The sequence below is a fragment of the Streptacidiphilus sp. MAP12-16 genome (genome assembly GCF_041262165.1).
Classification (GTDB): domain Bacteria; phylum Actinomycetota; class Actinomycetes; order Streptomycetales; family Streptomycetaceae; genus Streptacidiphilus.
The window spans coordinates 26,929-45,631 of sequence record NZ_JBGCBY010000011.1; the positions used below are offsets into that span (position 1 = coordinate 26,929).

The window sequence follows — 18,703 nt, forward strand, 5'->3', positions numbered from 1 at the left end:
CATGGCAACTGCACGGCGTGGACTCTTCGGCGGCGGTCGGCAGCGGGACTACCTTCCCCCGTCGCCGCACCCGAGTGGCGCCCGGCCGCCCAAGATCCCGGGCGAGCTGGTCCCCGAGCACGTCGCCATCGTCATGGACGGCAACGGCCGCTGGGCGAAGGAGCGCGGCCTGCCCCGCACGGAGGGGCACAAGGTCGGCGAGAGCGTCGTCCTGGACGTGCTCAAGGGCTGCATCGAGCTCGGCGTGAAGAACCTCTCCCTGTACGCCTTCTCCACCGAGAACTGGAAGCGCTCGCCCGAGGAGGTGCGCTTCCTGATGAACTTCAACCGGGACGTGATCCACCGCCGCCGGGACGAGATGAACGCCATGGGCATCAGGGTCCGCTGGGCCGGGCGGATGCCGAAGCTGTGGAAGAGCGTCGTCCAGGAGCTGCAGGTCGCGGAGGAGATGACCCGCGACAACGACGCGATGACGCTGTACATGTGCGTCAACTACGGTGGCCGGGCCGAGATCGCCGACGCGGCCGCGGCGCTGGCGGCGGACGTCGCGGCCGGGCGGCTGGACCCGAAGAAGGTCAACGAGAAGACCCTCGCCAAGTACATGTACCACCCCGACATGCCGGACGTGGACCTGTTCATCCGCCCCAGTGGCGAGCAGCGGACGTCCAACTTCCTGCTGTGGCAGTCGGCGTACGCGGAGATGGTGTTCCAGGACGTGCTCTGGCCCGACTTCGACCGCCGGGACCTGTGGCGGGCCTGCGAGGAGTTCGCTTCCCGCGACCGGCGCTACGGCGGGGCGCTGCCCAACGAGGTCACCCTCCCCGAGCAGCCGCAGCCCGAGCCGCAGGGCCGGCAGAGCTAGGAGGGGTGCTGAAGATCTAGGCCGGGCCCCGGGGCCGGCGCTAGTTCGCCTGGGCCGCGCAGTCGGCGCAGGTGCCGAAGATCTCCAGGGTGTGCGCGACGTCCACGAAGCCGTGCTCGCGCGCCATGCCCTCGGCCCAGCGCTCCACGGCGGGCCCCTCCACCTCGACGGTACGACCGCAGGAGCGGCACACCAGGTGGTGGTGGTGCCCGCTGCTGCACCGCCGGTACACGGCCTCGCCGTCGTCGGTGCGCAGCACGTCGATCTCACCCGCGTCGGCCAGGGACTGCAGGGTGCGGTAGACGGTGGTGAGGCCGACCGAGTCGCCGCGATGCTTCAGCAGGTCGTGCAGCTCCTGGGCGCTGCGGAAGTCGTCGACCTCCGCGAGGAGCGAGGCGACGGCGGTGCGCTGCCTGGTCGACCGGGCGGGGGACGACTGGTTCGCAGGCGGCGGCGTCACCGGGCCTCCTCAAGGTCTCGTGGGTCTGGTGGGTCTCGAACGGGGGTCTCGAACGTGGTCTCGAACGGGGTTTCCCCCGGCCATTCTGCCAGCCGGGGGCCGAGCTCGAGACAACCATTTTCAATCCAAATGGAAACCATTGTCAAATAGGTGTGGGCCGCACGGCCGGGTCCGCCCGTCGCATCGTCCCGTCCTTCCAATCGATTTGAAACCTCTGCCGCATGGGCCGGTAACCTGAGGTATTCGGTCGCGTCCCCGGCCCGCGCTCCAGCGGCCCAGGCGCGCCCCGCGTGCAATGAAATCCATCACTGACCGCATTCGTCGTACTGAAGAGAGCACTGTGGCCGCCGACAAGATCGACACCATCGTCAGCCTGAGCAAGCGCCGTGGCTTCGTCTATCCCTGCAGCGAGATCTACGGTGGCCAGAAGGCCGCCTGGGACTACGGACCGCTGGGTGTCGAGCTGAAGGAGAACATCAAGCGGCAGTGGTGGCGCAACATGGTCACCAGCCGTGAGGACGTCGTCGGTCTCGACTCGTCCGTCATCCTGGCCCGCGAGGTCTGGGAGGCAAGCGGTCACGTCGCCACCTTCAGCGACCCGCTGACCGAGTGCGTCTCCTGTCACAAGCGCTACCGGGCGGACCACCTCGAAGAGGCGTACGAGGCCAAGCACGGCCACGTCCCCGCCAACGGCCTCGCCGACGTCAACTGCCCCAACTGCGGCAACAAGGGCGGCTTCACCGAGCCCCGGCCGATGTCCGGCATGCTGCAGACCCACCTGGGCGCCTTCAACGCGGACGACCCGGCCGGTCTGGCGTACCTGCGCCCGGAGACCGCGCAGGGCATCTTCGTGAACTTCGCCGCCGTGCAGCAGACCTCGCGCAAGAAGCCGCCGTTCGGCATCGCCCAGACCGGCAAGAGCTTCCGCAACGAGATCACCCCCGGCAACTTCATCTTCCGCACCCGCGAGTTCGAGCAGATGGAGATGGAGTTCTTCGTCAAGCCCGGCGAGGACGAGAAGTGGTTCGAGTACTGGACCCAGGAGCGCTGGAACTGGTACACGGACCTGGGTCTCCGCGAGGAGAACATGCGCTTCTACGAGCACGCCAAGGAGAAGCTCTCGCACTACTCCAAGCGCACCGTGGACATCGAGTACCGCTTCCAGTTCGGCGGCAACGAGTTCGGCGAGCTCGAGGGCGTCGCCAATCGCACCGACTACGACCTGGCGCAGCACTCGGAGCACTCGGGCCAGGACCTCAAGTACTTCGACCAGGAGTCCGGCGAGCGCTGGTTCCCGTACGTCATCGAGCCTGCCGCGGGTGTCAACCGCGCCATGCTGGCGTTCATGCTGGACGCCTACCGTGAGGACGAGGCGCCCAACGCCAAGGGTGTGATGGAGAAGCGCGTCGTGATGCGCCTCGACCCGAGGCTCGCGCCGGTCAAGGTCGCGGTGCTGCCGCTGTCGCGCAACGCGGCGCTCTCGCCGAAGGCCCGCGGCCTGGCCGCGGACCTGCGCAGGCACTGGAACGTCGAGTTCGACGACGCGGGCGCGATCGGCCGCCGCTACCGCCGCCAGGACGAGATCGGCACGCCGTTCTGCATCACCGTCGACTTCGACACGCTGGACGACAACGCGGTGACCGTGCGCGAGCGCGACACCATGGAGCAGCAGCGGATCTCCCTCGACCAGGTCGAGGGCTTCCTCGCGGGCAAGCTGATCGGCTGCTAGCACGCTGCCGACGACGGGGCCGACGACAAGGCCGACGACAAAGGGCGCGGGGAACCGCGCTGCCGATCACGCACCTCCGTAGAGGGCCGGCAGCGCAGTTCCCCGCGCTTCTGCGTCGTCTCAGCCGCGTGTGGTCACGCCGCGGAGGGCGAGGCGGGCGCAGACGAAGGCAACGGGGAGCTCGACGATCAGCGCCGTCGCGACTGCGGTGGTCAAGTCCCCACCCGGGGCGGCGGTGGTGATGTCGAACCAGGCGTCGGTGAGCAGCAGGGCGGCGGTGGCCACGGCAGTGAGGCTGTGGCGCGGGTCGTCGCGGTGGAGCAGGATGCCGGTGCTGATCAGGCCGGCCGCCTCCAGGGCGTCCAGGCCGACCCAGGCGAGGGACCAGTGCGAGGCGGTGGCGCTGGTCGGGAGCGAGGTGGCGAGCACCACCATCCAGGGGAGCAGGGCCAGGCCGAGGCCGAGCAGCAGCCGGGAGTGCGGCTGCGGGCGGACGCCGGGCCGCGGCCGGGTGCCGCTTCGCGCCTTCGGCGAGGCAGCGGGACCGAAGGCGGGGCGGGCGACGGGGCGGGCGGTGCGGCCGGTGCGGCCGCCGACGGCCGGCAGGGCGATGCTCAACGGGACCACCCCGCGCGGACCCGCAGGCGCTCGCTGGTTCCGTCCTGCCCGGTCGCGGTGACCCGGTCGTAGCAGCCCTCGGCCACGGCTATCCAGAACCCCCCGGCCGTCGCGACCGCCGTGGCGGGAAGCGCCGCGCGGTGCCGCTGGGTGAACGTCACCTCCGGTGGCGCCCCGTCGGGTGGCAGATGTCCCCAGGCGAGCACCGAGGGCCGCCCGATTCGCCCGGTGCGGCGGGCACCGCGCAGCACGTCCGCCGTGAGCGGCTGGGCCACCAGCACGTCCAGCAGCAGCCCGGCGTTGTAGACCTCCAGGGCGACGCGGCCCCGGGTGCTCTGGGCGAAGCGCACCGACCACGGCGAGTCGAGCAGGGGCAGTCCGTCGAAGTCGAGATCGAGTGTCGAGTGCTGCATGGTCATCAGGGTCCCTCCCCTAGCTGTGCGCTTCCTGCAAGCCGTCCTGCAGGGCGCCTGTGCACACTGATCAGACTCCCGGATCGGGGTGGGTCGAGTCGGTAGTGCTCATGACCGAGTCGGGGGTGGTGCCAGCTACACCCTTAGCCGGCATCAGGGTTCATGGCGACCGGCGATCTTGAGCCCTAGGCTCTGCGGCATGGCAACCTCAGGACCGGATGCGGGCCCCACTGACCGGGCGCCCGTCTGGCGGACGGCGCTGCGCGTCGGCTACGCGCCGTTCACCCGCCGGGCCTGGCACGAGACCGCGTTCGTCGCTGCCGGGGTGCCGATGGCGCTGCCCACGGCCGGGGCCCTCGCGGTGGTACTGCCGGGGAAACTCAGCGGCACGGTGATGCTGACGATCCTGCTCGTGGTGGTGCTCTGCCACCGGCTGCTGACCCGCCTTCAGCGGGACCGGTTCCAGTCGATGCTGGGGCTCGAGATACCCGCGGCACCCGAGCGCGAAGGACCATGGATCAGCTGGCAGACCGTCCGCTGGTTCCGCTCCGAGACGACCTGGCGGCAGCTCGGCTACCACCTGATCGCCTCGCCTCTGCTGGCGACCGGCGCGGTGCTCGTGCTGTGCGGGTGGACGGTGGGGTTCCTGCTCTCGACGATCTTCGCCTGGGCGTGGGCCGCACCGCCGGACAGCGTCGCCTTCAGCGGGCAGAACGAGACCGACCTCTGGCTCAGCGCGCTCGGAGTAGTGCTGGTCCTCACCATGCCCTGGGCCGCACGACTCCTCGTCCGGCTGGACACGCGCGCGGCGGCCGCCCTCCTCGGCCCGAACCGGGCCCGGGAGTTGGAGCGGCGGGTCGAGTCGCTGGCGGAGAGCCGCAGCGAGGTCGTCGACGCGGCGGACGCCGAACGGCGGCGGATCGAACGCGACCTGCACGACGGCGCGCAGCAGCGCCTGGTGTCGATGGCGATGAACCTGGGGCTGGCGCGACGGATGCTGAGGGGCCTGCCACCGGAGCAGCAGGCGGTGCGCGCCATGAAGGTCATCGACGAGGCGCACCTGGAGGCGCAGGCGGCCATCGCCGAACTCCGGGACCTGGTGCGCGGACTGCACCCGGTGGTACTGGAGGACCGGGGCCTGGACGCGGCCCTGTCCGGCATCGTCGCCCGCGCCCCGCTGCCGGTTCGGCTGTCCGTGAACCTGCCGGAGCGCGCCGCCCCACCGGTGGAAGCGGTGGCGTACTTCGTCGTCTCGGAGGCGCTGGCCAACATCGCCAAGCACGCCCGCGCCTCGCGCGCCGAGGTCACCGTACGGCAGAGTGACGGGCGTCCAGGTGCGCAGGCGGGCAGCTCGCGGCTGGTCATCGCCGTCACCGACGACGGTGTCGGCGGCGCGGACCCGGCCAAGGGCACCGGACTGTCCGGCCTGCGGCAGCGCGCCGCCTCCGTGGACGGCACCCTGACCATCGACAGCCCCCTCGGGGGCCCCACCACCCTCACCGTGGAGTTGCCGTGCGCGCTGTGATCGCCGAGGACTCGGTCCTGCTGCGAGTCGGACTGGTCAAGGTGCTCGAGGCGGTGGGATACGAGGTCGTGGCCGCCGTCGACGATGCGCAGTCACTGCTCTCAGCAGTCGCCGAGCACCGGCCGAACGTCGTGGTGACGGACGTGCGGATGCCACCCGGCTTCACCGACGAGGGGGTGCGCGCAGCACTGGTGATCCGTCAGCAGTGGCCGGACATAGCCGTGCTGCTGCTCTCCCAGTACGTCGAGGAGCGCTACGCCGCCGACCTGCTGTCCGGCAACACCCGCGGGGTCGGCTACCTGCTCAAGGAGCGGGTGGCCAATGTCGACGACTTCCTGGACGCGCTGGAGCGGGTCGCGGGCGGCGGCACGGCGCTGGACCCCGAGGTCGTCTCGCAGCTGCTGCTGCGCCGGCAGAGCGACCCGCTGGACTCGCTCACCCCGCGCGAGCGGGAGGTCCTCTCGCTGATGGCGGAGGGACGGTCGAACGCGGCCATCGCGCAGGCGCTGGTGGTGAGCGAGAGCGCGGTGGCCAAGCACATCAACAGCATCTTCATGAAGCTGCAACTCTCCCCGACGGAGGGCGAGCACCGACGGGTGATGGCGGTCCTCCAGTTCCTGGACAACTCATGAGCGGGCCCGGACGGTACCCGGGCAGCCCGCTCGCCGGGATGACCCCGCGTCGCGCCTGGTACGGGGTGGCCGTACTGACCGCCCTCGTGGTCGCGCTGACCAGCGGCGTGACCCTGGTCAGCCGGCTGACGGCGGAGAGCCGGAGCAGCAGTCGTGCGTACGCCGATGTGAGCGCGCTGGATCTGCACCTCTCCGGAGGAACCGTCACCGTCAGCCGCGGACCGGTGCGCAGGGCGACGGTGTCCGAGCACCTGCACTGGACCACCACCCGCCCCACGGTGGACGTGCAGCAGACCGGCGGCACCCTGCATGTCACCGTGCAGTGCGACGACTTCGGGTTGTTCTCCAAGTTGGGCTGCCGGGTGGACGTCAGAATCCAGCTCCCTCCGCTGGCCTCGGTGCGCTCGGTGGCCGGCTCGGGGCGCACCATCGTGCAGGGCCTCGGCGGGCCACTGGACCTCACCTCCGCGTCGGGGGAGATCGATCTTCAGAACGTGACCGGAGCGGTCCAGGTGCACACCGCCTCAGGGCCGGTCGAGGCCACCGGTGTGCGGTCGAGCCGGGTCTTCGGCCAGAGCGGCTCCGGGCCGCTGCACCTGGCCTTCGCCCTGCCGCCGAAGGACGTCCAGCTGCAGTCGGCCTCGGGGCCGATCGAGGTGGAGCTGCCCCGGGGGAGCCACTACCGGGTCAGCGGAGACTCGTCGGGGCCGCGTGACGTCGTCGACGGGCTGGCCCAGGACTCCGCGCCGGGCAGCGTCGCGGTGAACACCGGCTCCGGCCCGGTCGACATCGGCTACGCCGCACAGTGAGTTGAGTGACGGCATCCCGCACGCCTTCCTGGGCATGCACAAGGTCGTCCTGCTGCGCTGAGCGCGCTACGCGAAACCGAGCAGGTCAGGCCGCGCCGCCGGGACGCATCGATGAGGCATGCCAATGGGGTCTGGCCCACTCGGTGTGCATCAGGCGGGGTTGATCGTCCCCCTCGCGCTCCCACTGATGCCCGTGCCGGTCGGTGAACCGGATGGTCACGAGGAACCGGTCGTCCCCGACCACCGTGTGGGACTCACCGTGCCGCCGGTACGGCCCCGGAAGCACGCAGGGCCAGGCCTCGCCGGCGCCGAGCGAACGGCGGTACGGCGGCCCGCCGGGCAGCACACCGACCCACTCCTTGCCTCGATGGTCGTGCACGACGGCCCGGGTGATCTCGACATCGCGCACGGGCTGCTCGCCCCTGTTGCTGATGACCGCCTCGGGACTGTAGGGCGCCGCGGCACCGGGCCCGTTCCAGCCCACGACGACCGCGCCGGCGCAGGCCTCGTCCTCCTCCCGCCGCTGCTCGTGGGCCCGGACCCGGAAGTACACGAGCACGACCAGGGCCGCCACAACGGCGACCATCCCGACCACGATCCACAGCCCGTGCATACCTCAAGCGTGCGCCTACCGCCACCGCACCGCGACGGCGCCCGCGGCCGCCTACTGCAGCCGGGCTCGTGCCTCCATCAGGGCGAAGCCGAGCAGGTTGAGGCCGCGCCATCGGGACGGATCGGTGGCGCGGTCGTTGGCTGCGCCGAGGCCGATGCCCCAGACCTGGTCCCGTGGGCTGGCCTCGACCAGCACCCGGTTGGCCGTGCCCAGCAGGTACGCGCGCAGGGCCGGGTCCTGCCCGAACTTGGCGACGTTGCCCGCCACCACCAGCTCGAACCGGGCCGCCCGCCAGCGCTCGTCGTCGAAACCTCGCACCAGCCGCCCGAGGTTCTTCGCCTCTGCGGGGGTCGCTGCGGCGAGTATCGACGGTACTGACGCCTCGTCACCGAACAGGCGGGCCTTGCCCGCCATCATCCAGTGCTCGGCGGTGGCGTACTCCACCCCGTCCACGGTGAACGGCGACGGCCACCACTGGCTGAGCGACCCCGCCCCGATCGAACCGTCCTGCTGCGGCTGGTGCCCCCAGAACATCAGCCACTTCGGCTGCGCCCCCGCGGCCATCAGCGCGGCCAGTTCCTCCCGGCCGCGGGCCTGCGCCGGGTGCTTCTGCTCCGTCGTCGTCATGGCGGCGATCCTCGCATCCGCCACTGACAACGGGCGACGAGGTTTCCCTCGCCGGAGGCTCCCGCGGTCCTGCCCGGTGGCCCGGGGTAGCCAGCGAGACGCGGGCAGGCGCACCCTGGAGGGGTACTGAGGGAGGCGACGCCATGCCGACACTCGTCAGGTGGCACATCGAGATGGACTTCCACGAGGGCTCCTCGAAGACCCGCGCTGCCGTTCTGCTGCGGCTTCCCGACGGTACGGAGCTCCGCGCCCACGGTCATGCCAGCAAGCACCCCAACGACGACCTGCAGACCCGCGTCGGCGAGGAGCTCGCCGCGGCCAGGACCCTCAACGACCTCGCTCGCCAGCTGCTCGCCAAGGCGGCCCACGACATCGAGGAGAGCACGCACGTCCCGGCGCACCCCGCGATGTAACGATCTGGGGAGCGATCGGGCTCGGGTCAGCGCGCGCCGTCGCAGTGACACCGTGCGGCTCCGCCGCGTGGCCTTCGCCTGCAAGGTGCCGGGACGCCCTTGTAGCGGAGCTACTGGGGCCCTGCGGCGCCGGCCGCTGGCGTCAGAGCGGCAACGCGGCAAGCGGAGGTGCCGGGCGGTGGGCGCCCGAGCCCTATCGCCCCCAGATCGTGAGGGCGCTGCCCCGCGCCGCCCGCCGGGACCGGCCTGGCGGACGGCGCGCGCCCGGTCACCCGACGCGCTTGGGGAGGCGGGTGGAGAGGGCGATGACACCGAGGGTGAGCACGAACTGCAGGGCGAGGACCCAGGTCAGGGCGTCGTGCATGCCGATGCTCGGTGACAGGGTCAGGAAGAGCGTTCCCAGGGTCGCGACGCCCAGGGCGAGGCTGGACTGCTGGGTGGTGGCGAGTATTCCGCCGCCCACGCCCGCGCGCTCCACCGGGATCTCGGAGAGCACCAGCCGGATCAGCGGGGGCATCACCAGGCCCTGGCCGGTGCCCGCGATGACCATGCCCGGGAGCAGCACCAGCGGGCTGACGCCGGACCAGTCGGTCAGCACCGTGACCGTGAGCACCAGCAGGCCGACGGCCTGGATGACGGCGCCGGTACGGATCACCTTGCTGCCGAAGCGGTTCAGCAGGCGCGGTCCGGCCAGCGAGGCGGCGAAGAAGCCCACCGCCATCGGGACCATCGCCAAGCCGGAGGCGATCGGCCCCTCGCGCAGTCCCTGCTGCAGGGCCACGGCCATCACCAGCATGAAGCCGCCGAATCCGGTGAAGAAGGGGACGGCCATGGTCAGGCCGGTGCGCAGGCCGTTGATGCGGAGCAGCGAGAGCGGAATGAGGGGGATGGAACCCGCTCGCTCGGCCCGGCGCTCCACCATGACGAACGTGGTGCCGAGGAAGGGGACGGCGGCGAGCAGCAGCCAGGTCCACAGCGGCCAGCCGACGGCGCGGCCCTCCATCAGCGGCACCAGCAGGGCCAGCAGGGTCGCGGCGAGCAGCGCGGTACCGGGCAGGTCCACCCGGGCCGGGTTGGCCGACCGGGTCTCCGGCACGGCGCGCAGCGCCAGCACGGCGGCGACCAGCGCGACCGGGACGTTCACCAGGAAGATGAAGCGCCAGCCGGTGCCGAACAGGTTCGCGGAGAGCAGCAGCCCGCCCAGGACCTGGCCGACGACCACGGAGATCCCGCCGACCGCTCCGTAGATGCCCATGGCGCGGGCCTTGCGCTCGCCCTGCGTCGCGGACTGGATGGTGGCCAGCGCCTGCGGCAGCATCAGCGCTGCGGCCGCGCCCTGCAGCGCCCGGGCGCCGACCAGCGCCAGCGCGGTGGGGGCGAGGCCGCAGGCCAGCGAGGTGAGGCCGAAGGCGAGGGAGCCGGCGATGAACAGCCGGCGGCGGCCGAAGAGGTCGCCCAGCCGTCCGCCGAGGACCAGCAGCACCGCGTAGGCGATGCCGTACCCGGCGACGAACAGCTCCAGGGTGGCCGGGCCGGCGACCAGGTCGCGGTCGATGGTGGGGAGCGCCACGTTGACGATGAAGAAGTCCAGCATCGGCAGGAACGCGCCGAGCAGGACGGTGATCAGGCCCAGGGTGCTGAGCCGGGGGCCGGCCGGAGCGGCGGACGTGGAAGGCGGTGAGGAGAGTCGGGTCACCTGAGGCAGGACGTTCGCCCGGGTCGCGGGGGCGGTCAGTGGAGTAGCCATGGCTCAAAGATCCGCCGATCCTCAGCCTGGTACCAGAGTGTGGTTATCCAGGTATAAGAAGTACCTGGCACAGGGATGTCTTATGGAGCATCCTGGTAGACATGGCCACTCCAGCAGCCCCGCTCGAACTTGTCCACTCCACCTCCGTGAAACCCGAGGACCTCCGCCGCCGCGAGCTCGCCGCGTTCCTGCGCAGCCGGCGCGAGCGCATCTCACCGGAGCAGGTCGGGCTGCCGGCGGTGGGCCGCCGCCGTACTCCAGGGCTGCGCCGCGAGGAGGTCGCACAGCTCGCCGCTGTCGGTGTCACCTGGTACACCTGGCTCGAGCAGGCCCGCGACATCCAGGTCTCCCCGCAGGTCCTGGACGCCATCGCGCGCGGCCTGCTGCTCGACATCAACGAGCGGCAGCACCTGTTCTCGCTGGCCGACGCCGCCGACCCGGCACCCATCATGACCTGTCCCACGGTCACCCCGGCCGTCCTGGCGATCATGGAGAAGCTGGAGCCGCTGCCCGCGGTCGCCGCCAACAGCCGCTACGACATCCTTGCCTACAACCGCACGTACGGACGGATGTTGGGCGATCTGGACGCGATCGCGCCCGAGGACCGCAACATCATGCTGCTCGCGTTCACCCACCCCGACTGGAAGCGCTCACTGGTCGACTACGAGGCGGCCACCGCGCTGATGGTCGCCAAGTTCCGCGCCGCGATGGCCGATCACGTCGCAGAACCGGCGTGGAAGTCCCTGGTCAAGCGGCTGCTACTGGCCTCGCCGCAGTTCGAGGCGCTGTGGCGGCAGCATGAGGTCGGCACCTCGGGGCACGGCGAGAAGCGCTTCCTCAACCCCGAGGTCGGCCTGCTGCACTTCGAGTTCACCACCCTCTGGTTGGGCCCGCGCCAGAGCACCCGCCTGATCACCTACACCCCCGCCGACGAGGAGACCCGGGAACGGGTCGAGAAGCTGCACGCGATCGCCGTCGCCGGCGGATGAGCTCGGCGACGGACTCGGCCACGCCGACCGGATGGGACAATAGGGGGTCTGCCGCCCGCCGATCCGGAAGAACCGGGAAGAAACCACAGATGACCACGACCGTCGAAGCCCCCACCGCCGCGCCGCTGCGCCTCGGCACGTCGATCGAGGTGTGGCCGCCGGTCGTGCTCGCTCCCATGGCCGGGATCACCAACGCGCCCTTCCGCACGCTGTGCCGGGAGCAGAGCGACGGCAAGGGACTGTTCGTCTCCGAGATGATCACGACCCGGGCCCTGGTCGAGCGGGACCAGAAGACCATGCGGCTGATCCGCTTCGACGCGTCCGAGCAGCCGCGTTCCATCCAGCTCTACGGGGTGGACCCGGCCACCGTCGGCAAGGCCGCCCGCATGATCGCGGACGAGGACCTGGCGGACCACATCGACCTCAACTTCGGCTGCCCCGTGCCCAAGGTGACCCGCAAGGGCGGCGGCTCCGCGCTCCCGTACAAGCGCAACCTGCTGCGGCAGATCCTGCGTGAGGCCGTCGCGGGGGCGGGCGAGCTGCCGGTGACGATGAAGATGCGCAAGGGCATCGACGACGACCACATGACGTACCTGGACGCCGGGCGGATCGGCGCCGAGGAAGGTGTCGCCGCCATCGCACTGCACGGCCGTACGGCGATCCAGCACTACAGCGGCACGGCCGACTGGTCGGCCATCGCCCGCCTGCGCGAGGCGGTCCCGGCACACGTACCGGTGCTCGGCAACGGCGACATCTGGTCGGCGGACGACGCGGTCCGGATGGTGCGCGAGACGGGCTGCGACGGCGTGGTGGTCGGACGGGGCTGCCTCGGCCGGCCGTGGCTGTTCAAGGAGCTCGTCTCGGTGTTCGAAGGGGAGGCGCAGTACGCCCGCCCCGACTTCTCGTACGTCGCCGGCGTGATGCTGCGTCACGCCCAGCTGCTCGGCGAGTGGATCGGCGACGAGAAGCACGGCGTCGTGGACTTCCGCAAGCACGTCGCCTGGTACACCAAGGGCTTCTCGGTCGGCTCCGAGCTGCGCCGGAGCCTCGCGCTTGCCTCCTCCCTGGACGAGCTGGCGGGCCACCTCGCCGCAGTGGAGCAGGACCAGCGGTGGCCCGAGAGCGCCGACGGGCCGCGCGGCCGCACGTCCGGTGCGAACCGGGTGGTGCTGCCCGAGGGCTGGTTGGACGACCCCTACGACTGCGCCGTGCCCAGCGCCGACGCCGAGCTGGACACCTCCGGCGGCTGATCGCTGTCCACTTAGCGTGGACATGCAGCGACTCAGGGTGAGACGCCCTACGTACGAGGGTTGAGACGGCAGCGTGACGCTGGCCACACGAGTCCTCGCGCTGCGCGGCGTGACCCGTGCGACGGGGTGCGCCAGAACGTGGATCGGTTCCCGAAGGGGCGCGGGCGGCGGCCCGGCGGCTTCGTGCAGGGAATCAAGCCAAGGCAACTCCTGCGACACGGATCATGAACAGTGAGTGCCTATTGTGTGATCTTGGGGTTTCCGTTCCTTCAACCTTTGAACGCAAGCTAGCGTCAGGGCGACGATTTAACTTTCACAGGCGAACGCCGATCCGGTGCATTCGATCTATCGGGTTACCGATGGGTACAAGCCACTGACGGCCCAATGGGGGCGGTGAACCGCCTTTGATCTGGGTATGTTCTCCGGCGTCAGGGCAACCGTGCGGCAGGAGACCGACTCGTGGCGGCAGAGCAGAAATTCGTCTACGACTTCACCGAGGGCAACAAGGACCTGAAGGACCTGCTCGGCGGGAAGGGTGCGAACCTCGCCGAGATGACCAACCTCGGGCTTCCCGTCCCCCCGGGATTCACGATCACCACCGAGGCGTGCAAGGTCTACCTGGAGACAGGCGACGAGCCCGCTCCGCTCCGCGACGAGGTGAGTGCGCACCTCGACGCGCTGGAGCAGAAGATGGGCAAGCGGCTCGGCGACGCGGCCGACCCGCTGCTGGTCTCGGTCCGCTCCGGGGCGAAGTTCTCCATGCCGGGAATGATGGACACCGTCCTCAACATCGGCCTCTCGGACGCCTCGGTCTCCGGTCTCGCCGCGCAGGCGGGCAATGACCGCTTCGCCTGGGACTCGTACCGCCGCCTGATCCAGATGTTCGGCAAGACCGTGCTGGGCGTCGACGGCGAGCTCTTCGAGGAGGCGCTGGACGAGGCCAAGCAGGCCAAGGGCACCGGTGACGACCTCGATCTGGATGCCGACGACCTCAGGTCGATCGTCGAGACCTTCAAGCGCATCGTCCGCGACCACACCGGCCGGGACTTTCCGCAGGACCCGCGCGAGCAGATGGACCTCGCCGTCCACGCCGTCTTCGACAGCTGGAACAGCGACCGGGCCAAGCTCTACCGCCGCCAGGAGCGCATCCCGGGCGACCTGGCCACCGCCGTCAACATCTGCTCCATGGTGTTCGGCAACCTGGGCTCCGACTCCGGCACCGGCGTCGCCTTCACCCGCGACCCCGCCAGCGGCCACGCCGGCGTCTACGGCGACTACCTGCAGAACGCGCAGGGCGAGGACGTCGTCGCCGGCATCCGCAACACCGTGCCGCTGGCCGATCTCGAGGGCCTCGACAAGGCGTCCTACGACCAGTTGATGTCGATCATGAACACCCTGGAGAACCACTACCGGGACCTCTGCGACATCGAGTTCACCATCGAGCGCGGCAAGCTCTGGATGCTGCAGACCCGGATCGGCAAGCGCACCGCCGCCGCCGCGTTCCGGATCGCCGTCCAGCTCGTCGACCAGGGTCTGATCGACCTGGACGAGGCGCTGCACCGGGTAAACGGCGCGCAGCTGGCGCAGCTGATGTTCCCCCGCTTCGACGAGGCCACCAAGGCCGAGCGCGTCGCGTGGGGCATCGCCGCCTCGCCCGGCGCGGCCGTCGGCAAGGCCGTCTTCGACTCCTACACCGCGGTCAAGTGGTCCCGCTCCGGCGAGCAGGTCATCCTGGTCCGCCGCGAGACCAACCCGGACGACCTGGACGGCATGATCGCCGCCGAGGGCATCCTCACCTCGCGCGGCGGCAAGACCTCCCACGCGGCGGTCGTCGCCCGCGGCATGGGCAAGACCTGTGTCTGCGGCGCCGAGGAGCTGGAGGTCGACACCAAGAAGCGCCGCTTCACCACGGCGGACGGCAAGGTCGTCGAGGAGGGCGACCTGATCTCCATCGACGGCTCCACGGGCAAGGTCTACCTGGGCGAGGTCCCGGTCGTGCCGTCGCCGGTCGTGGAGTACTTCGAGGGCACGCTGCACGCCGGCGCGGACGAGGACGGCGGCCTGGTCCAGGCCGTGCACCGGCTGATGGCCCACGCCGACGTACGCCGCAAGCTGCGAGTACGCGCCAACGCCGACAACGCCGACGACGCCAACCGCGCCCGCCGCTTCGGCGCCCAGGGCATCGGCTTGTGCCGCACCGAGCACATGTTCCTCGGTGAGGAGCGCCGCAAGGAGGTCGAGCACCTGATCCTCGCGGACAACGACAAGGACCGCGAGTCGGCGCTGGCGACCCTGATGCCGCTGCAGAAGGGCGACTTCGTCGAGCTCTTCCAGGCGATGGACGGGCTCCCGGTGACGGTGCGCCTGCTCGACCCGCCGCTGCACGAGTTCCTCCCCGACATCACCGAGCTGTCGGTGCGCGTCGCCCTCGCCGAGGCCCGCAAGGACCCCAACGAGAACGACCTGCGCCTGCTCCAGGCCGTGCACAAGCTGCACGAGTCCAACCCGATGCTGGGCCTGCGCGGCGTGCGCCTCGGCCTGGTCATCCCCGGCCTGTTCGGGATGCAGGTCCGCGCCATCGCCGAGGCCGCCGCGGAGCGGCGCCGGGGCGGCGGGGACCCGCGCCCCGAGGTGATGATCCCGCTCGTGGGCACGGTCCAGGAGCTGGAGATAGTGCGGGACGAGTGCGAGCAGGTGCTGGCGGAGGTCGCGGCCGCGACCGGCGTGAAGCTCGACATCAAGCTAGGCACGATGATCGAGCTGCCACGGGCCGCACTGACCGCGGGCCAGATCGCCGAGGCGGCGGAGTTCTTCTCCTTCGGGACGAACGACCTCACCCAGACGGTCTGGGGCTTCTCCCGGGACGACGTGGAGGCCTCGTTCTTCACCGCGTACCTGGAGAAGGGCATCTTCGGGGTGTCCCCGTTCGAGACCATCGACCGCGACGGCGTCGGCGCCCTCATCAAGCACGCCGTGAAGGAGGGCCGGGCGACCCGGCCCGACCTCAAGCTCGGCGTCTGCGGTGAGCACGGCGGAGACCCGGACTCGGTCCACTTCTTCCACGAGGCCGGGCTGGACTACGTGTCCTGCTCGCCCTTCCGGATCCCGGTGGCGCGCCTGGAGGCAGGCCGCGCCGCCATCGAGACCGCGGGCAGCGACTCGCGCTGACATACCCCTCACCGGGTCCCTCCGCAGGGAACCCTCACCCGGTGTCAGCGTGAGGCAACCCCCTCCACACACCCCCGTCCCCGACCAAGGATGAGGGCCGGAGGGGGAGCTGCCCGCCCACGGTCGCGGCGGAGCTCGGCGCAGAGTAGCCGCCGTGACGCTGGGGCGGGTCACCCCTGGACAATGGCGTCCGGGGGCGACCCGCCCCGGCATTGTGCAGTCAGGTCCCCCGCCGCCCCCGGGGCTCCCGCCCCGGACCCCGGGCGGGTGTGGCGCCCGCCGGGGCTGGTGCCCCGGACCGCCGGGCGGGTGTGTCGCGCAGCGGGGGCGGGGTGTGGGGCGCAGCCCCACGAGAGGCGCCAGTCCCCGCCCGCGCGTCGGTGCGCCCGCGCGTCAGGCGGAGATCAGCGGTCTCGAGTCCTCCGCGGCGACTCGCGGGGTGAAGGCCCGGCGTTCCAGCTGAGCGCGGGCCGCCGGCCACTCCTCGTCCAGGATCGAGTAGAAGGCCGTGCCCCGGACCAGCCCGTCCAGCCCGCGGGTGTGCGCCCGGTGCACGCCCTCCAGGACCGCCCCCAGCCGCTCGATCGCCGCACGCGAGCGCCCGTTGCGGGCGTCGGCGCGCATGGAGACCCGGCGCACACCCCAGGTCTCGAAGGCGTGACGCAGCATCAGCAGCTTGGCCTCGGTGTTGATCCCGGTCCCCTGGGCGCGGGCGGACAGCCACGTCGCGCCGATCTCCGTGGCGTCGGGGATGGCGGCGAGCGGATCGCCGACCGGCCCGCGCGGCGCCGGCGGCCAGATCACCGGGCCCTGCCAGTAATCAAGATCACAGAATCTGGTCGAGCCGACGACCAGGCCGTCGCTCGCTCTGACCGTGGCGAACGGCAGCGCCCGCCCCGCCTCCTGAGCGGCCAGGGCGTCCGCGACGTAGCGGGCGGTCGCCTCGGTCCCGTGCGGGACGGGGGTGAAGGCATAGCTGCTGCGATCCTCGGCGGCAGCGGCGGCCAGCGCCTCGATGTGGCGCTCCGCGAGGGGCTCCAGCCGCACGGTGCGGCCGAGGAGGAAGACAGGAAGAGGCACGGGCCTTGTGTCCTTCAGGCGGCGGGACAGGAGGGTGCGCCCTGCCGGGACCGGGTACGGCGACGGAGCGCGTCAGCCGTGGCGGCGCAGGGAGCGGGGGGACAGTGTCTGTCCAGGAGATGGCCGAGGAAGGAACGAGAGCGCGAAGGACAGCGGGCGGCCAGGTGAAGGCAAGGTGCGATGCGTGGGTGCTGCGGGTGGTGCGAGGGTACAACGGTGGCAAGGTCTGCTGACGGCAGCGATGCGGTGCAGCGAGAGGACCATACCGGCAGCGGGCAGCCAAGTCATCCTGCGCCGCGCCCGAAGTATTCACGCGGTGCCGGATTCGGGAAAGCTGCGCTGGTCGGGAATGTGCGGCAGGTCGGGGATGCTGGTGATTGGATAGTGGAGTCCGCGCGCAGTGGGGCGCGGACCTCGGGAGATTGGGTTCACCGTGCTTGATCCGCAGGCGCTGTACGCATTCGAGCCGCAGGCTCTGGAGGCCGTCGAGGCGGCCTTCGGCATGGGCGGTGGCGAGGCGTCGGGCGCTGCCTCGGCGGGCCCGGTGCTGCTGCACTTCTTCGAGGGCTTCATGGACGCGGGAGAGGTCGGCGACCAGATCGTCGAGCACCTGCTGGAGGACCCCGAACGCACGCTGCTGGCCCGCTTCGACGCCGACCGGCTGGTCGACTACCGGGCCCGCCGGCCCGCGATGGTCTTCGACCGCGACAAGTGGGCCTCCTACGAGGCCCCGGCGATCGACCTGTACCTGCTGCACGATTCGGCCGGCGCGCCGTTTCTGCTGCTCAGCGGACCGGAGCCGGACGTGGAGTGGGAGCGCTTCGCGGCGGCCGTGCGCCAGGTGGTGGAGCGGCTGAGCGTGCGCCTGTCGGTGAACTTCCACGGGATCCCCATGGGCGTGCCGCACACCCGACCGGTCGGGCTCACCCCGCACGGCAACCGCGACGACCTGCTGGGCCTGTACCCGCGCTGGTTCGAGAAGGTCCAGGTCCCGGCGAGCGTCGCGGCGATGCTGGAGTTCCGGCTCGCCGAGGTCGGGCACGACGTGCTGGGCTTCGCGGCGCACGTCCCGCACTACCTGGCGCGGACGCCCTACCCGCAGGCCGCGGTGGCCGTGCTGGAGGCGGTGCAGTCCGCGACCGGCCTGGTGCTGCCGGGGGTGTCGCTGCGCACCAAGCTGGACGAGGTCCGGGCGGACATCGACCTGCAGATCGCGGAGGGCGACGAGGAACTGCGCGGCGCCGTGGCAGGGCTCGAGCAGCAGTACGACGCGGTGGCCGGCGCCGCCGACCGGGAGAACCTGCTGGCGGAGCCGGCCGACCTGCCGTCCGCGGACGAGCTCGGCCGGGCCTTCGAGGAGTTCCTGGCGGAACACGGCGACGGCTCGGGCTCCGGCGAGCTCTGACGACCTGGGTTCAGTTCGTGCGCGCGGAGTACGCGGGGACGGAGACGCTGTCGTCCTCCAGGCACTCGCCCGTGGTCAGGTCGAAGCGCTGCTTGAGCAGCGGTGAGGCCACGTAGAGGCGGCCCCCGGCGGAGCCGGTGAGGCCGCGCGAGAGGACGAACGCGCCGGTGAACGGGTCGCGGTTGCCGATGGCGTGGACCCGGCCGTGGCGGTCGCTGAAGACGGCGACCTGACGCCCGTCCGGCAGCAGCACGGCGACTCCCCGGCCGGGGACCAGCAGCGAGGCGTCGCAGACCGGGATCCAGGCGCCGTTCACCAGGATTTCGACGCGGGTCGTGAGGTCGAGCGCGGCGGGGTCCATCG

The 18,703-nt window shown here is 71.2% G+C and carries 18 protein-coding genes; 10 read left to right on the plus strand and 8 right to left on the minus strand.

Annotated features, from left to right (window positions below):
• The first annotated feature begins 1 nt into the window (after position 1).
• Positions 2 to 862: an isoprenyl transferase gene (locus ABIA33_RS16495; RefSeq protein WP_370082118.1), complete on the plus strand. Its 861-nt coding sequence runs from the start codon at positions 2 to 4 to the stop codon at positions 860 to 862.
• Positions 863 to 902: 40 nt separating this feature from the next.
• Here ABIA33_RS16495 and ABIA33_RS16500 read toward each other — a convergent pair whose 3' ends face one another.
• Entirely contained in the window at positions 903 to 1,322 is a 420-nt protein-coding gene (locus tag ABIA33_RS16500) for a Fur family transcriptional regulator (RefSeq protein WP_370082120.1), read from the minus strand.
• A 340-nt stretch (positions 1,323 to 1,662) separates the two neighbouring features.
• Between ABIA33_RS16500 and ABIA33_RS16505 the strand changes: the two genes are divergently transcribed.
• On the plus strand, positions 1,663 to 3,051 hold the full coding sequence (locus ABIA33_RS16505; RefSeq protein ID WP_370082122.1) for a glycine--tRNA ligase: 1,389 nt from the start codon (positions 1,663 to 1,665) through the stop codon (positions 3,049 to 3,051).
• Between the two features lie 120 nt (positions 3,052 to 3,171).
• Here ABIA33_RS16505 and ABIA33_RS16510 read toward each other — a convergent pair whose 3' ends face one another.
• Positions 3,172 to 3,669, minus strand: a complete 498-nt coding sequence (locus ABIA33_RS16510; protein ID WP_370082124.1) for a hypothetical protein — start codon at positions 3,667 to 3,669, stop codon at positions 3,172 to 3,174.
• Positions 3,666 to 4,088, minus strand: coding sequence for a hypothetical protein (locus tag ABIA33_RS16515; protein ID WP_370082126.1), 423 nt, complete (start codon positions 4,086 to 4,088; stop codon positions 3,666 to 3,668). The genes ABIA33_RS16510 and ABIA33_RS16515 overlap by 4 nt, the downstream gene beginning before the upstream one ends.
• Before the next feature lie 193 nt (positions 4,089 to 4,281).
• Here ABIA33_RS16515 and ABIA33_RS16520 point away from each other — a divergent pair, with 193 nt between their 5' ends.
• The 3 genes from ABIA33_RS16520 to ABIA33_RS16530 are packed head-to-tail and all read left to right on the plus strand — an operon-like array spanning position 4,282 to position 7,048.
• Positions 4,282 to 5,607: a sensor histidine kinase gene (locus tag ABIA33_RS16520; protein WP_370082128.1), complete on the plus strand. Its 1,326-nt coding sequence runs from the start codon at positions 4,282 to 4,284 to the stop codon at positions 5,605 to 5,607.
• Positions 5,595 to 6,239 carry a response regulator gene (locus ABIA33_RS16525; RefSeq protein ID WP_370082130.1) on the plus strand — a complete coding sequence of 215 codons (645 nt, stop codon included), beginning with the start codon at positions 5,595 to 5,597 and terminating at the stop codon, positions 6,237 to 6,239. The genes ABIA33_RS16520 and ABIA33_RS16525 overlap by 13 nt, the downstream gene beginning before the upstream one ends.
• Entirely contained in the window at positions 6,236 to 7,048 is an 813-nt protein-coding gene (locus ABIA33_RS16530) for a hypothetical protein (RefSeq protein ID WP_370082132.1), read from the plus strand. The genes ABIA33_RS16525 and ABIA33_RS16530 overlap by 4 nt, the downstream gene beginning before the upstream one ends.
• Before the next feature lie 85 nt (positions 7,049 to 7,133).
• Here ABIA33_RS16530 and ABIA33_RS16535 read toward each other — a convergent pair whose 3' ends face one another.
• Both ABIA33_RS16535 and ABIA33_RS16540 read right to left on the minus strand, forming a co-directional pair.
• A complete protein-coding gene (locus ABIA33_RS16535; protein WP_370082134.1) occupies positions 7,134 to 7,661 on the minus strand; it encodes a hypothetical protein in 528 nt (175 codons plus the stop codon).
• A 51-nt stretch (positions 7,662 to 7,712) separates the two neighbouring features.
• Entirely contained in the window at positions 7,713 to 8,288 is a 576-nt protein-coding gene (locus ABIA33_RS16540; protein ID WP_370082136.1) for an NADAR family protein, read from the minus strand.
• Between the two features lie 143 nt (positions 8,289 to 8,431).
• Here ABIA33_RS16540 and ABIA33_RS16545 point away from each other — a divergent pair, with 143 nt between their 5' ends.
• A complete protein-coding gene (locus ABIA33_RS16545) occupies positions 8,432 to 8,701 on the plus strand; it encodes a DUF1876 domain-containing protein (RefSeq protein ID WP_370082138.1) in 270 nt (89 codons plus the stop codon).
• Positions 8,702 to 8,969: 268 nt separating this feature from the next.
• Here the strand turns inward: ABIA33_RS16545 and ABIA33_RS16550 are convergent, their stop codons facing one another.
• Entirely contained in the window at positions 8,970 to 10,448 is a 1,479-nt protein-coding gene (locus ABIA33_RS16550) for an MFS transporter (protein ID WP_370082140.1), read from the minus strand.
• 101 nt (positions 10,449 to 10,549) lie between these two features.
• On the opposite strand from ABIA33_RS16550, the gene ABIA33_RS16555 reads away from it, so the two are divergent.
• The 3 genes from ABIA33_RS16555 to ppdK all read left to right on the plus strand — a co-directional run bounded on the left by ABIA33_RS16555 (position 10,550) and on the right by ppdK (position 15,855).
• On the plus strand, positions 10,550 to 11,437 hold the full coding sequence (locus tag ABIA33_RS16555; RefSeq protein ID WP_370082142.1) for a helix-turn-helix transcriptional regulator: 888 nt from the start codon (positions 10,550 to 10,552) through the stop codon (positions 11,435 to 11,437).
• Positions 11,438 to 11,526: 89 nt separating this feature from the next.
• Entirely contained in the window at positions 11,527 to 12,687 is a 1,161-nt protein-coding gene (gene dusB, locus ABIA33_RS16560; protein ID WP_370082144.1) for a tRNA dihydrouridine synthase DusB, read from the plus strand.
• Positions 12,688 to 13,146: 459 nt separating this feature from the next.
• Positions 13,147 to 15,855: a pyruvate, phosphate dikinase gene (gene ppdK / locus ABIA33_RS16565; RefSeq protein WP_370082146.1), complete on the plus strand. Its 2,709-nt coding sequence runs from the start codon at positions 13,147 to 13,149 to the stop codon at positions 15,853 to 15,855.
• 393 nt (positions 15,856 to 16,248) lie between these two features.
• On the opposite strand, the gene ABIA33_RS16570 is transcribed toward ppdK, so the two are convergent.
• Positions 16,249 to 16,935, minus strand: a complete 687-nt coding sequence (locus ABIA33_RS16570; RefSeq protein WP_370082148.1) for a GNAT family N-acetyltransferase — start codon at positions 16,933 to 16,935, stop codon at positions 16,249 to 16,251.
• 433 nt (positions 16,936 to 17,368) lie between these two features.
• Here ABIA33_RS16570 and ABIA33_RS16575 point away from each other — a divergent pair, with 433 nt between their 5' ends.
• The gene (locus ABIA33_RS16575; protein ID WP_370082150.1) at positions 17,369 to 18,340 is read left to right on the plus strand and encodes a proteasome assembly chaperone family protein; all 972 of its coding nucleotides are present in this window, start codon (positions 17,369 to 17,371) and stop codon (positions 18,338 to 18,340) included.
• A gap of 10 nt (positions 18,341 to 18,350) precedes the next feature.
• Here the strand turns inward: ABIA33_RS16575 and nirD are convergent, their stop codons facing one another.
• Positions 18,351 to 18,701 carry a nitrite reductase small subunit NirD gene (nirD, locus tag ABIA33_RS16580; protein ID WP_370082493.1) on the minus strand — a complete coding sequence of 117 codons (351 nt, stop codon included), beginning with the start codon at positions 18,699 to 18,701 and terminating at the stop codon, positions 18,351 to 18,353.
• Positions 18,702 to 18,703: the final 2 nt, after the last annotated feature.

Bases quoted from the DNA above. Each gene is read 5' to 3' on its own strand.
- dusB (WP_370082144.1), top strand. From the start codon at position 11,527: ATGACCACGACCGTCGAAGCCCCCACCGCCGCGCCGCTGCGCCTCGGC.
- ABIA33_RS16540 (WP_370082136.1), bottom strand. From the start codon at position 8,288: ATGACGACGACGGAGCAGAAGCACCCGGCGCAGGCCCGCGGCCGGGAG.
- ABIA33_RS16530 (WP_370082132.1), top strand. From the start codon at position 6,236: ATGAGCGGGCCCGGACGGTACCCGGGCAGCCCGCTCGCCGGGATGACC.
- ABIA33_RS16550 (WP_370082140.1), bottom strand. From the start codon at position 10,448: ATGGCTACTCCACTGACCGCCCCCGCGACCCGGGCGAACGTCCTGCCT.
- ABIA33_RS16545 (WP_370082138.1), top strand. From the start codon at position 8,432: ATGCCGACACTCGTCAGGTGGCACATCGAGATGGACTTCCACGAGGGC.
- ABIA33_RS16520 (WP_370082128.1), top strand. From the start codon at position 4,282: ATGGCAACCTCAGGACCGGATGCGGGCCCCACTGACCGGGCGCCCGTC.
- ABIA33_RS16515 (WP_370082126.1), bottom strand. From the start codon at position 4,088: ATGACCATGCAGCACTCGACACTCGATCTCGACTTCGACGGACTGCCC.
- nirD (WP_370082493.1), bottom strand. From the start codon at position 18,701: ATGGACCCCGCCGCGCTCGACCTCACGACCCGCGTCGAAATCCTGGTG.
- ABIA33_RS16555 (WP_370082142.1), top strand. From the start codon at position 10,550: ATGGCCACTCCAGCAGCCCCGCTCGAACTTGTCCACTCCACCTCCGTG.
- ABIA33_RS16495 (WP_370082118.1), top strand. From the start codon at position 2: ATGGCAACTGCACGGCGTGGACTCTTCGGCGGCGGTCGGCAGCGGGAC.
- ABIA33_RS16535 (WP_370082134.1), bottom strand. From the start codon at position 7,661: ATGCACGGGCTGTGGATCGTGGTCGGGATGGTCGCCGTTGTGGCGGCC.